Here is a 12,977-nt window from a genome sequence, read left to right on the forward strand (position 1 = left end):
ATACGGGGCAACCCCAGGGCACACGGTGACCAGCGCGGTGGGCATATCCGCCTGCCCTCGCTGTCAATATCCGTAAGAGTACCGCTAGCCGATAGCGGCCGGACAATAGGGTTTTGCCAGGCTCTACCACTGGTAACTCACAGAACCGATGACACTGCGCTCGTCGCCGTAACGGCACGAGGTGGTGCATGAAAGATAAGACTCATTGGTCAGGTTCTGTGCCTTTGCGGCCAACTGCCAATGCTCGTCGATGTCGTAGCTGACCCGCGCATCGAAGCGGGTGTAAGCGGGAATCTTGCGATCGGTGACGGTCGGTGTGGTGCGGGTGGTGCCGGTGTATAGCGCGCCCACGCCGACCTTGACCTGCGGCAGACCGAACGCAGCCAGACGATAGTCTGTCCAGAGTGAGGCGTTGTGGTATGGCACCCCTTCAAGACGTTTGCCGATGTTGGTGACGACGTTGTCTTCTAGCACATGGGCATCGGTATAGGTGTAGCCCGCCGTCATGCTCATGTTGTCGGTCAGGTCGGTCTTGGCTTCGAGCTCCAGCCCCTTGGAGCGGCTCTTGCCGTATTGCTCATACTGCGCGGTCAGGGCGTCGTAGGTGATGGCGTTGGTCTGAGTCAGCTCGTAGACCGCTGCGCTGAGCATCGTGTTGCTGCCCGGTGGCTGGTAGCGAATGCCCACTTCGTACTGCTCGCCTTCGATCGGATCGAACGTCCCTGCTACGCCAGGGTTGGCGACATCGGCAGGCTGGAACGACTGGCTGTAGCTGACATAGGGCGCCACGCCGTTATCGAACAGATACAACAGCGCGATGCGGCCGGTAGGTTTCTGATCGCTGCGCGGCGTACGGTCGCCATTGACGAAGGAATAATTACGGCTTTCCGCCCAGTCCTGACGACCGCCCAGCAGGAACACCCAATGGTCGTCAAAGGTGATCTGGTCTTGCAGGTAGAGACCCACCTGACGGCTGTGGATATCCCAGCCGGACTCCGGTGCGGTGTTGGCCCCGACGCCGGTATAGGCAAAGGTCGACAGGTTCAGGCTAGGTGCCAGTTGCGCCGCCGTGGCGCTGATGTGGCGATGGGTGTCATAGGTCTTGTGGTAGTAGTCCATGCCCGCCAACAGCGTGTGGCGCCAGCGGCCTGCGTCGATCTTCCATTCAACGTTGTTGTCGCTGGTCCAGCCGGTGGAGCGTTCTTCGCGTTCGCTGTAACGGCGGGTCAGCGTGTTGCCCGAAATGCTGTACGGCAGCAGGTAATTCCACGACACGTTGGACTGGTAATAGCGCAGGGCGTGACGGACTTTGAGGGTGTCACTGAAGCTATGTTCGAAGACGTAGCCGAGGGTGTCGATGCGGCTGTTGAAGTGATCGTAACCGGGCTCGCCGACAAAATCATCGCGGCCGATCTTGCGACCCGAAGTAGGGCTGTAGGTGGTCATGGCGTATGTCAGCGGCGGCGTCAGGCCGGTCAGCGCTTCGGTGTGGCTGGCGAGTACGGTGAGCGACGTATCGTCGTTCGGTTTCCAAGTGAACGAGGGCGCGATGTAGCGTTTGTCGTCGCGGATGTGGTCCACCTGAGTGTCGGCGTCGCGCCACAGACCATCGAGCCGATAGGAGAATTCGCCCTGCTCGTCCAGCGGACCGCTCAGATCGAAGGTGTACTGCTTGCGATCATGGCTGCCGTACTCGGCAGTGACCCGGTGCAACGGCGTGTCGGTGGGCCGCTTGCTCACCGCGTTGATCAACCCGCCCGGCGACAACTGCCCGTACAGCACCGAAGACGCACCCTTGAGTACTTCGGCGCGCTCCAGACCAAACGGCTCGATGCCGCCGTCGTAGACGCTGGACTGCAGTTTCATGCCGTCGAGCAGAATGCCGCCGGTCCCGGAGCCAACGTTGAAGCCGCGCAAGGTGTAATCGTCCGCCACCCGGCTGAAACCATTGGGCTGGCTGACGAACCCAGGGGTATAGCCCAGGGCATCGGCCAGGGTGTCACTCTTGCGATCGTCCATTTCGGCGCGGGTAACCACGGAAATCGACTGCGGCGTTTCGATCAGGGGCGTATCGGTCTTGGTCGCGCTGGCGGCGCGTTTGGCCACATAGCCGTAGACCGGAGCGTAAGCCGATTCCTGATCGGACACTGCATTGACGTTCGACACACCCAACGTCAGCGCACCCGTCTCGGGCTGTACGCTCAGCGCTCCGCTGCCACTGATCAGTAGCGACAGCCCGCTGCCCTGCAACGCCTGCTCGACGGCCTGCTCTGCCGTCAACTGACCGGAAACGCCATGGGCCTGTCGCCCTTTGACGTCATCCGGCAGGAACACCACCTGACGGCCACTGCGCTGACCGATCGCGATCAGGGTCGCCTCCAGGGGACCTGCGGGCAAGGCGTACATCTGGCTCGCCGCCGCGCTGACCGGCTCGGCAGCGAAAGTGATGTTTACAGGCGCAACGACAATGCTGACAGCAATGGCCAACGGGCAAAGAAGCTGGGGACGCATGAATGAATGACTCTCCGGTGTCAGGACAGAACAGCTGCAAACGGCACAGCACTGTCTTCCTTGTGCGATGAGCCAGCGAAATATTAAGGGCCGACTGAAAATATTTTCCGGCGGGCCTCAGCCCAGGGTCACACGCGTCCAGAGGCCCAGAAAATGCTCGACGCGCAGCGGCAGGACGTCGGCCATTGCAGCCAGGGCCTGGTCACTTCGATCGAGGCTGAATACGCCGGAGATTTTCAGTCGCGCAGCTTCAGGGCTGAGGGTCAGCACGCCTCTGTGATAAGGTCGCAGCGCCTCAATGACCGTCGCCAACGTCTGGTTGTGCGCTTCCAGCATGCCCTGCGACCAGGCCGACGCACTGTTCGCGGACGTACCGATCGGCGCGATGCCTCGGGCGGTCAGCCGCACACCCTGCCCTTCCGCCAGCGTCACGCCCGAGCCATCGAGGTGTGTCACCCGCACGCTATTGTGCAACGCCCAGACCCGGGTTTCATCCGGGAAGAGCATCATCATGCAGCGTCCTTCGGCCATACTCGCAATTCCCAGGCGGCAGCACAGCCGCAGGGCATCCCGCTCGCTGGCCCGCACGTCGACGATGGCACCGCCGTCGAGCAGTTCAACGTCGCGCGTGTGCCCCTCGAAACGCAGATTCACGGCGCTTTGCGCGTTGAGGAGCAAAGACGAGCCGTCTGGCAAAGCGATGCGTTCGCGCTGGGCGGTGCCGGTACTCAGATCGGAGCGTAGCCCCGCCAACTGCCAGCCCGGTCGGGTCAGGCAATAGCTGCCGGCAGCCATCCCGCCCAGCCCCAACGCCCCACGCAGAAAAGCACGACGACGGATCGATCGGTCCTTGGACAGCATCCGGCCCGACACACCGTCTACACCCGCAAACGTTGCCTGCAATCTCTGCTGCAACTGTTGCCAGGCCTCTTGATGCTGTCGGTCGGCCGCCAGCCACTGCTCGAAAGACAGCTGCTGCTGCGCATCGAAGAAACCGGAACGCTGACAGGCCATCCAGTCAATGGCTTGCTGCACGGCAGCAGGTAACGCAGCTTTCATAGCCGCGCCTCGAAACAGGCACGCAGCCCCTGGACCACGTACTGGTGAACCCGCGGCGCGGATACCCCCAGCTCACGGGCGATTTCGAGGTAGGTCATGCCATCGAGCTGGCTGTACAGGAAGGCCGCTCGGGCTCGGGACGACAATCCCTCAAGCAAGCGATCAATCTCGACCAGCGCTTCGATTGCGAGCGCCTGCTGCTCTGCTGACGGGGCAAACTGCTCAGGCTCGCTGGCCAACGCCTCCAGATAGGCACGCTCCAGATCGCGACGGCGCCAACTGGCGTACATCAAACGCTTGGCGATGGTCGTCAACAGTGCCCGTGGCTCGCGAATCGAATGTGGATCGTCCAATGCCACGACGTGGGCAAAGGTTTCCGATGCCATGTCAGCGGCATCGTTGGGACAACCCAATCGCGCCCGCAACCGGTCGAACAACCACCCATGGTGATCGCCGAACAGTTGATGGAGCAGGCTCTGGCGAGCAGTCAGGTTGACGCAGGCGACACTGGGATGGGCTGCCATTGCGAGGATCACTAATGAAAATGGTTCTCAATTCTGACAAATCCAAACCCCTCTCGCAACGAAAGTCATGAGTTGAGACTGAAATCAGCCCTTCATGGGTGGTCACACCCCGATTCGTTTTGCATCAGCGATCCTCCGACGCATAGCGGCTCGGCAATTCATTGCAGACAGTTGAGCAGCCGCAGTGTGGATGGCGGCCGTCGGCCAAGAGCGGACGGCCGGACTGATGTATGCTTGCACGGTACACAGCCATATCAGAGAAAGCGCTTTGTCCTCGCCTTTAACCCCTGTCCGTGATAATTCCGACCCTACCAGAGGGCCGGCTGATCAGTTGGCCGAGAATCTGCGAAGAGTGATCGGGAATCTTGTCCGCGAAGTGCGTACTGGAGCGCAGACCCCTTCCTCTGCGCAGTTCGAAACGCTGGGCTTGCTCGACCGTCATGGCCCAAGCAGCATCAGCGCCATGGCCGTGCATCGTCATGTCAAGCACCAGAGCATGCGCCTGGTGGTCGCTCAACTCGAGCAACACCAACTGGTGTCCCGCGGGCCTGATCCGAACGACGCCCGCAAGCAGCTCATCGAACTGACCCGCCAGGGTCGAGACGCGCTGGAGATTAGTCGCCATCAACGCAGCGACTGGTTGGCTCGTCAGCTAGAAGAGAAGACCACCCCAGCACAGCTACAGACGCTGGAAGCTGCGGTAAGGATCCTGGAGCAACTAGTGGCCACAGATCAAAACGGCTTATCAGGCTAATCGCAAAGCTGCCAGCAAACCAGGCAACGAATTGATCCCCCAGTGCTCGATGTATTGGCCGTTACTGATTCGCACAATGTCGATAACGTCGATAGATACTGCGCGTCCCGTTGCCGGTATGCCCAGAAGCGCGCCTGAATGGCAGCCAGTAATGCGCTTTCGGGTAGTAACCCTGTCTCCTTCTGCGATCTGATCCAACACCTCGACCTTCAGACTGGATAAGCCTGGATGAAGAACATCCTGGAAAGTGTGCCATAACGCCTCCCGGCCGCTGGGCTGCCCGGCGGCTACCGAGTGGTTGGTGAAGTCTTCGGCGACGAGCATTTCGAAGGCCTCGCGGTTGCATTTCTCAATGACCTCAAGGTTGAAATCACAGACGATAGATTTGTTCGCTGCCGACATGACGCCTCCAAGTTCCACAATATTTGAAGAGCAAATATATACAGTCAGACTGTATATATCCAGAGTAAGGTGCAAGAAGCCTAATACGGGTAGGGGCCGGATGTCGCTGCCCCTCTCGGGCTCCTGCCGAGACTGTTTAAACTTCTGACTTCCCTGCTTTGAAGCGTTATCGGCTGCTGGCGAGCTTTGCTCGAAAACAAAACTCTGAGGAGGTGCTCGGTGAAGTCATCTGCCACTGAGAAAAATCAAAGAGCGTGTTTTCCCATGTGCGCTCGACTTTTTTTCAGAAACAGTCAGAGAGTAATTTGCGTATTGTTGCAACGGGGGTCAAAGGATCTGTCGAATCGAGGATTATTTCTTTCCGACATATGATCCAGCCGTGGCCAGATACTGCAACACGAACCCCGAGATCTGGCTGTATGTGATAGCAATCCCCGCGAAAAGAAGTGCCCCAGCTGCTCACGGCTTCGAGGGTCTGACCCCGCGACATCAGACCTTTCGCTACCATTTGCGCCACTGCCGCAGTTGTCCCTGTGCCGGCTGGGCAGCGCGACACCGAACGAGGGTAGACAACAGGAGAAATGCGACGAGTGAAGTCAGTCGTCGAGCCGATCGTCGGTGTCGCGGCGAACAGAACCAGTGCCACGCGACCCTGGTCGCCAAGCACGGGATGTCTGGGGTTTTCAAGCCATGCCAAAGCTTCCATGAGCTCGTAAGCAAACTGACCCTGCGCGGCCTCTTCGTCACGGTTTAGGTCAAAGCCATATCGCTCTGCAGAGACCACGGCGTACCAGCAACCAGCCCACACCAAGTCGTAAACAACCTCGCCACGCCCTTCAACCATCACTGACAAGTCGCTTGCAATCAAGCTGGCCGTGTCGTCCGGTCGGAACGTAACCGATATGACTTTGGCTGCGCTCAATTCAACTTCGACCCCGACCAACCCTCCCGGCGATTCGAGCATGAGCGTATGTAAGCCATCAGATAACGGGATATGGCCCTCTTCCACCAATGCGATCGCAGTTGCCATGGTGTTTGACCCGGAAAATAGCGGGTATCCCAGATACTCCATGATCACGAACCCGGCAGCTGCAGAAGGATCTTTCGCAGGCAACACCAGATCGGCGAAGTGCGAGGGATGCCCTCCACGAGGCTCATCCAGAACAATGCGGCGCAAATCGTCCGCCCGATCACGTAGAAAGTCACGTTGTTCCAGTACTGTTTGCCCCGGTATCGAACCGATGCCTCCCAGTATGATTTGGTGGACATCACCTCCTACGTGTACGTCTGTGACGCGCAATCGATACCTGGTTCGCTTCATTGAAATCTCCCCGATTCAGGCCGCAGGTACTTCGACCCCAAGACGAGAAGCCATTGCCACGAGCATTTCCCACTCTTCTTCGCGCACGATGACTCCATTTTTCCGGTAATCATCTTCCTTATCGACAGCACCGGTACCAGGAAGGCGAACCTTCGTAAAACCCTCTGCTGGGCGACTGCCTGTAAGTGTTTCGACCATCCGCTCGGCTGCTGCGAGGAACGCGGACGGCACATGAAAATGCTCGATAGAGATGGCAATAAACGTCTGCGAGTAGTGTGCCGGACGCTCCTGCGAAGTGGCCACGGTCTCGTTCTCCCAGGATCGCTCGCCGCTCAACAGACCCGCCAGTAGCTCGACCAACAACACCATGCCGAATCCTTTCGGCCCGGCGGGCAGAAGCGCGCCGGACATCCGCGACTCTCGGTGCATGTTGTTGAGGATCACTCGGGAAGGGTCATCGGTGTAAACGCCCTCTCCATCAACCACGCTCTTGCCATCCAGCAAGACGCCATCCCGAGCAGCCAGAACCACTGCGCCCATCGAGCAGGCGCTGGTCGCCATATCAAGGACAATGGGATCCTTGCTTCCAGCAGGGACGGCCAGTGCCAGCGGGTTAGTGCAGAAACGTGCATCGCGACCACCCCACGGGGCTACCAAAGAGGGGCCGGTACTCATGGAAATACCAATCAACCCTTGCTCCATCGCCTGGATCGCATAATTGGATGCCATCCCGCAGTCACCTGAGTTACGCACCGTCACAAGCCCAATCCCCACTGCTTTAGCCTTTTCGATGGCCATGGACATTGCGCGAGTAGAGATGATCTGACCAACCCCAGCGTGACCATCGACTAATGCCGTAGCGGGAGACTCTTTAACCACCTCGAAAGCCTGGCCAAAACGAGTCACGCCGCTGGCGAACAACTCTTCAAGATAGGGAGCCAGCCCGATACCTTGTGTGTTGTGGCCGCGCAGATCGGCTCGCAACAGACAGTCGGCGAAAACCTGAGCATCAGCATCATTAGCGCCATAGCTCAGTGCAAATTTCTTATAAATTTCCTGCAGCCGCTCAACTCTGATTCGCATTGCAAGCCCCGAAAGAACGTTGATTGTGTGTGTGAGATCAAAGGTGGTTCAATCGGGACTTCAGTCCTTGCGTTGGCTACCGTACACAGCAAACGTGAACGCCAGATACGCCGCCAGGGTCGAGGTCATGGTGCCCACATCGGTGCTCGGATTGACCTCGGTAATCGCCATCGCATCGCAATGCGGAGCCAGCAGCTCGATCATCTGCAATGCTTCATCAGAGCTGATCCCACCCGGCTCATGCGCACCGGCACCTGGCGCGTAGCAAGGGTCGATCGCATCGATGTCGAACGACAGATAGATATGATCGGCGCCCTTCACGCGCTCCAAAATGCGCTCAACCGTTGCCACCGGGCCCAAACGAAGAGCTTCACGTGCTGAAATGTGAACCAGGCCGTAATCGTGTTTGAACTGTCCCGATGCCGGGAAGTTGAAGTGACGCTCACACACTTGAATGCAATCGGCGGCCTGAACCCGATCCAGTTCGAGGGCGCGGCGCATGCCACTCGACTGACTGTAGCGACCTTGCTTCGGACTCTCGTCCATCAAATCCAGATGAGCGTCGAAGTGAATGATGCCAATGCGCCCGGGTAAGGCGTCATGCACACCGCGCGCTACAGGAAACAGAAGACTGTCGTCGCCGCCGATGACGATAGGCACACGGCCATTGGCGATGGACTGTTGCACGGCGGCGCTGGTCGCATCGAAAGTCTTCTGAGTGTCGTGGGGCACTACCGCCACGTCACCGCAGTCGGTGAACAGATTCTCACCCACGTCCATGAAGCTGTCGGTCTCCAGGCAGTAGACCTTGCCCTGCTGGATACGCATGTTGATCCACTTGGCCGCCTCGCGCACCTTGGCGGGGGCGAACCGGGAACCGGGCCAGCCGAGGGTGGATTCGCCATCGAAAGGTACGCCCAGCAGGTCGAAACCGCGTTTTTCACTCATCATTGATCACTCTTGCAGAAGGTTGAAATCAGCCACGGCGAGGCTGCAGGTAGGCAGCCCAGCGCCATTCGGCGAAACGGAAAGCACCGACCAGCACGAAGGTCAGCAGCAGATAGAGGGCCCCCGCCGTGACGTAGGGCTCAAACTGGATGTAGTAATTGAGGGTGATGTTGCGCGCGACACCGGTGATTTCCATCAGGGTCACGGTGCTGGCCAAAGACGTGGCGTGCAGCATCATGATGGTCTCGTTGCCATACAGCGACAGCGACCGGGTTAGCATCGCCGGCAACAAAATCCGTCGCGCCTGTGTCCATGGCGACATGCCGTAGGCGCGCGCGGCTTCGATCTCGCCAGGCGGCAGATGACGCAGACCACCGGCGAAGATTTCAGTGGTGTACGCGGTCGTGTTCAGCACGAAGGCGATCAGCACGCAGATCAGCGGGCTCGACAGCCACGGCCAAACGAAGCTCTGACGCAACATCTCGAACTGCGCCAAGCCGTAGTAGATCAGAAACAGCTGGATCAGCAGCGGCGTACCGCGAAACACGAGGGTATAGGCACCAATCATGTGGCGCAGCCACCAGCGAGGCGAATCGCGCAGTAACGCCAGAACGATCGATAAGGTGAAAGCGATTCCCAGCGCGATGACCGTCAGCAGCAACGTAAGCTGCGCGCCGTCGAGAAACCGTGCGAAGTTATCGGCAATGACATCCCAACTCATCGGCTCAACTCCTTCACACCCATGGAGTACCGACGTCCGACCCAGACCAACACACCCAGCGACAGCACCGTGATCGCCAGGTAAAAACCGCCCGCCAACAGGTAGAACGTGAACGGCTTGCCAGTTGCCTCAGCGGCGCCGCGTGCGCGGAACATGATGTCCTGCAAGCCCAGCAGCGAAACCAGAGCAGTCGCCTTGACCAGTACCAACCAGTTGTTAGTGAAACCGGGAAGGGCCAACCGGATCATTTGCGGCAGCACAATGCTGCGAAACGTGCGTACTCGCCCCAGGCCATAGGCATACGCTGCCTCGACCTGGCCATGCGGAATGCCTTGCAGTGCTCCTCGAAAGGTCTCAGTCATGTACGCACCGAAGATCAGTCCCAACGTTGCGCAGCCAGCGACGAAGGGGCTGAACTCGACGGTGTACATCGAGCCCATGGATTCGAACCACTGGTTGAGCAAGGCCGGAAAGCTGTAGAAGATCAGGAGCATCAGCACCAGATCAGGAACGCCGCGTACGACTGTGGTGTAGACGCCCACCATGAAGCGCAGCACACGGCTGCCGGAGCGTTTGCAAAGCGCGCCGAGCAAACCCAGCACGACCGCCAGTACCAGCGAGATGAATGCCAGTTGCAGGCTGATCCAGCCTGCGCCGAGGACGGTTGCGATGTAGTCGCTCAGCATCGTGCTTACTCTTGAGGGCCGAAGTACTTGGCATCGAGCTTGTCGAGCTGGCCGCTGTCACGCACAGCTTTGAGCCCTTCATCGATGCGCTCGACCAAAGCCTTGTTGGATTTGTTGATGGCAATCGCCACCCCTTCACCGAACTCTGGCGCGTCCTTGCCGGTCAGGCGTGGGCCGACCAGTTCGAAGTTCTTGCCTTCGTCCTTGCGTAGGAAGCTGTAGAGAATCTGCGCTTCGTAGCTCAGATGGACATCGGCACGGCCCGCCGCAAGTTCCAGATAAGGCTCGCTGCCGCCGGCGTAGCGCTTGATGGTGCTACCGGGGAAGTTCTTGGTGACGTAGGCATCCATCGGCGTACCGGTCTGCACGGCAATGGTCTTGCCCTTCAGGCCGTCCGGGGTGATGGTCAGATTCGTGCCTTTGCGTGCAACGAAACGAAAGGTCGGCAACTCATACACTTCACTGAACGCCATGGCCTTGCGGCGTGCGTCGGTGACTGTCAGCTGAGAAATCAGCGCGTCGTATTTCTTGCTGATCAGGCCAGGGATCATGCCCTCCCAGGCGGCGCCGATGATGTTGCAATCCAGCTTGGCCTCTTTGCAGACAGCCTCTGCCAGTTCGATGTCGTAACCCACCAGCTTGCCGTTGGCATCGACCGATTCGAAGGGTGGGAACGTTGCATCGGTAGCAATGGTGACGGTGTCGCCGGCGACGGCGCTGCCCGAGATCACCAGAGCCATGGCGGCGAACAGCAATTTGTACTTGGAAGTCATGTGCATTTCCTGTCGAGTCGTGTGTTGGGGCAGAGTCAATACGCGTGGTGCTGGTCTTTTTATGGCTGCCAGCATGCCGCTACGACCGGGTTAAAACCGGTCGTTAGGGGCGCGATAGACAGCGCATTCGGTTGTTGCTTGAAACGGTTACAGCGGAATCGGTCGCGTAGGCGGCCCATTGGATAACTTGATACTGGTCAGCTCCGGGTGACTCACCAGCTTGTCGATATGCAGGCTGGCATCGTTAAGCCACTGCTCGGTCACCTGCAGGTAATGATTCATGTCCCTGCAGTGCATACGCAGGGTGTAATCGAAGGCGCCGCTGACCAAGTGGCATTCGGTGACTTGGACGCACTCGCGCACACATGTCTCAAATGCGCGCTGAGCAGCCCGCCCACTCTGGTTGGAAAGCGCGACCAGCACCCGCAAACAAAGCCCTGGTGAGACCAGCTGTTCGTCGACCACCGCGCTGTAACCTCTGATGAATCCACGCTGTTCCAGCTTGCGTACACGCTCAAGACACGGGCGCGGCGTGAGGTGCACACGTTCAGAGAGTTTCTGATAGCTAATCCGGCCATCGCGCCGCAGTACGTCGAGAATCGCAAGGTCGATGCGATCGAGACTTGCAGCCGAACCGTTGGGCGTAGTGGTCATCAGGCTCTACTCGCTTACTTCAGGCGGCCAGAGAGGAACTGCTGCAAACGCTCACTCTGTGGACGGTCAAATAACTCGCCCGGATGGCCCTGCTCCTCAATCAAGCCCCGGTGCAGAAACAGGGCTTGAGTCGAGAGATTACGGGCGAAGCCCATTTCGTGAGTCACGACCACCATGGTTCTGCCCTCTTCGGCCAGCGCCTGCATGACCTTTAGCACTTCCCCTACCAGCTCGGGATCCAGTGCCGAGGTGGGTTCATCAAACAGCATCACTTCGGGCTCCATGCACAGCGCACGAGCGATCGCGACCCGTTGCTGCTGCCCACCGGACAGATGAGCCGGGTACTGTCCGAAGGACTTGGGCAGCAGCCCGACCTTGGCCAGATTCGCCTCACCCAACTCTCGTGCCTCGGATCGAGTCAGACCGCGCACGTGCATCGGCGCCTCCATGACGTTTTCGAGAACGGTCATGTGAGACCACAAGCAAAAGTTCTGAAATACCATCGACAGTTGGGCACGGATCCGTTGCAACTGACGCGCATCACTTGCCATCAGCTCGCCGGTACGGCGGTCGACGGTCGTCGCCAGCAACTCGTTACCAACGCGGATCTCGCCTTTGTGAGGGCGCTCCAGCAGGTTGATACAACGAAGAAAAGTGCTTTTGCCCGAACCGCTGGAGCCAATGATGCTCACCACGTCGCCTGCCTTGGCATTGAGGCTGATGCCTTTGATAACTTCATGGGCGCCATAGCGCTTGTGCAGGTCAGTGACGATTAGCTTGTCCATCATGATCTCTAATTAAAATGAACCTGAAATCCAACCACTCAAAAAGGTGGAGGCACGATCACCCACAAAGCGGTACAGGTTTCGTCCTCCGACGGGTTTCGCCACGAGTGAGCAATGGTGGGTGGGAAAGTCAAAGTGTCCCCAGCCTTCAACAGATAAACATCCCCGCCCACACGCATTTCCATCTGGCCGGTTTGCACGTGAACCATGTCGGTGTCAGCTTTGATGGTGAAGGTTTCATCCCCCGAACCCCCGCCTGGTTCAATGATTGAATACAGCGCCATCATGTGTTCGTTGCCCGCGCCGCCTATCAGGTATTCGCGCATCTTCTCGCCGCCCAGACTGATTGGCGTGCCCTCGCCCGCTGGAACGAATGCGGTGGAAGGCGGCGAGAACAACTCGGCGGGCTTGATCCCGATGGCGTCGCAGACTCGGAGCAAGGTCGCTACTGATGCCTGCACGACGTCCCGCTCGAACCGACTGATGAACGACTTACTCACTCCCACACGCTGCGCCACATCCTCAATCAACAAGCCTTTGGCTTGACGAGCCGCGCGCAAACGGCTTCCTACGTTGAAACCCTCAATGCCGATGGGGGGCGCATCAATCGCACGGTTTTGGGCCTTCGGGGTTTTTGACATGATGATCGCCAGTTACCTGATAAGTACTTTTTTGTTATCCAGCAATTAACAGGCCAGCTTTCAAAGCATGGCGAACAACCTGCATACGTGGGTTATTTCAGCGGTTAACGGTTGC

The 12,977-nt window shown here is 58.8% G+C and carries 14 protein-coding genes; 1 reads left to right on the forward strand and 13 read right to left on the reverse strand.

Annotated elements, in window-relative coordinates; translation table 11 throughout:
- Window positions 1-123: 123 nt before the first annotated feature.
- The 3 genes from CE491_RS16045 to CE491_RS16055 all read right to left on the reverse strand — a co-directional run bounded on the left by CE491_RS16045 (window position 124) and on the right by CE491_RS16055 (window position 4,094).
- Window positions 124-2,511 carry a TonB-dependent siderophore receptor gene (locus CE491_RS16045; RefSeq protein ID WP_110949308.1) on the reverse strand — a complete coding sequence of 796 codons (2,388 nt, stop codon included), beginning with the start codon at window positions 2,509-2,511 and terminating at the stop codon, window positions 124-126.
- A 117-nt stretch (window positions 2,512-2,628) separates the two neighbouring features.
- Window positions 2,629-3,570 carry a FecR domain-containing protein gene (locus CE491_RS16050; protein WP_110949309.1) on the reverse strand — a complete coding sequence of 314 codons (942 nt, stop codon included), beginning with the start codon at window positions 3,568-3,570 and terminating at the stop codon, window positions 2,629-2,631.
- Window positions 3,567-4,094 (reverse strand): sigma-70 family RNA polymerase sigma factor, encoded by a 528-nt coding sequence (locus CE491_RS16055; protein ID WP_110949310.1) that lies wholly within the window; start codon window positions 4,092-4,094, stop codon window positions 3,567-3,569. Before CE491_RS16055 ends, CE491_RS16050 begins: the two co-directional genes overlap by 4 nt.
- A gap of 352 nt (window positions 4,095-4,446) precedes the next feature.
- On the opposite strand from CE491_RS16055, the gene CE491_RS16060 reads away from it, so the two are divergent.
- Window positions 4,447-4,848, forward strand: coding sequence for a MarR family winged helix-turn-helix transcriptional regulator (locus CE491_RS16060; RefSeq protein WP_199885132.1), 402 nt, complete (start codon window positions 4,447-4,449; stop codon window positions 4,846-4,848).
- Here CE491_RS16060 and CE491_RS16065 read toward each other — a convergent pair.
- The 10 genes from CE491_RS16065 to CE491_RS16110 all read right to left on the reverse strand — a co-directional run bounded on the left by CE491_RS16065 (window position 4,840) and on the right by CE491_RS16110 (window position 12,862).
- On the reverse strand, window positions 4,840-5,250 hold the full coding sequence (locus CE491_RS16065) for an ester cyclase (RefSeq protein WP_110949312.1): 411 nt from the start codon (window positions 5,248-5,250) through the stop codon (window positions 4,840-4,842). The genes CE491_RS16060 and CE491_RS16065 overlap by 9 nt on opposite strands.
- A gap of 283 nt (window positions 5,251-5,533) precedes the next feature.
- Complete coding sequence (locus CE491_RS16070) at window positions 5,534-6,571, reverse strand: proline racemase family protein (protein WP_110949313.1); 1,038 nt, start codon at window positions 6,569-6,571, stop codon at window positions 5,534-5,536.
- Window positions 6,572-6,586: 15 nt separating this feature from the next.
- Window positions 6,587-7,654, reverse strand: coding sequence for an Ldh family oxidoreductase (locus tag CE491_RS16075; RefSeq protein ID WP_110949314.1), 1,068 nt, complete (start codon window positions 7,652-7,654; stop codon window positions 6,587-6,589).
- A gap of 60 nt (window positions 7,655-7,714) precedes the next feature.
- On the reverse strand, window positions 7,715-8,605 hold the full coding sequence (locus tag CE491_RS16080) for an arginase family protein (RefSeq protein ID WP_199885133.1): 891 nt from the start codon (window positions 8,603-8,605) through the stop codon (window positions 7,715-7,717).
- A 25-nt stretch (window positions 8,606-8,630) separates the two neighbouring features.
- Complete coding sequence (locus CE491_RS16085) at window positions 8,631-9,323, reverse strand: ABC transporter permease (protein ID WP_110949315.1); 693 nt, start codon at window positions 9,321-9,323, stop codon at window positions 8,631-8,633.
- A complete protein-coding gene (locus tag CE491_RS16090) occupies window positions 9,320-10,009 on the reverse strand; it encodes an ABC transporter permease (protein ID WP_110949316.1) in 690 nt (229 codons plus the stop codon). Before CE491_RS16090 ends, CE491_RS16085 begins: the two co-directional genes overlap by 4 nt.
- A gap of 5 nt (window positions 10,010-10,014) precedes the next feature.
- Complete coding sequence (locus tag CE491_RS16095; RefSeq protein ID WP_110949317.1) at window positions 10,015-10,782, reverse strand: transporter substrate-binding domain-containing protein; 768 nt, start codon at window positions 10,780-10,782, stop codon at window positions 10,015-10,017.
- A 147-nt stretch (window positions 10,783-10,929) separates the two neighbouring features.
- Window positions 10,930-11,436 (reverse strand): Lrp/AsnC family transcriptional regulator, encoded by a 507-nt coding sequence (locus tag CE491_RS16100; protein WP_110949318.1) that lies wholly within the window; start codon window positions 11,434-11,436, stop codon window positions 10,930-10,932.
- Window positions 11,437-11,450: 14 nt separating this feature from the next.
- Window positions 11,451-12,221 carry an ABC transporter ATP-binding protein gene (locus CE491_RS16105; RefSeq protein ID WP_110949319.1) on the reverse strand — a complete coding sequence of 257 codons (771 nt, stop codon included), beginning with the start codon at window positions 12,219-12,221 and terminating at the stop codon, window positions 11,451-11,453.
- A 38-nt stretch (window positions 12,222-12,259) separates the two neighbouring features.
- Window positions 12,260-12,862 carry a helix-turn-helix domain-containing protein gene (locus CE491_RS16110; RefSeq protein ID WP_110949320.1) on the reverse strand — a complete coding sequence of 201 codons (603 nt, stop codon included), beginning with the start codon at window positions 12,860-12,862 and terminating at the stop codon, window positions 12,260-12,262.
- Window positions 12,863-12,977: the final 115 nt, after the last annotated feature.

The organism is Pseudomonas bohemica, from assembly GCF_002934685.1.
GTDB classification, from domain to species: Bacteria; Pseudomonadota; Gammaproteobacteria; order Pseudomonadales; family Pseudomonadaceae; genus Aquipseudomonas; species Aquipseudomonas bohemica.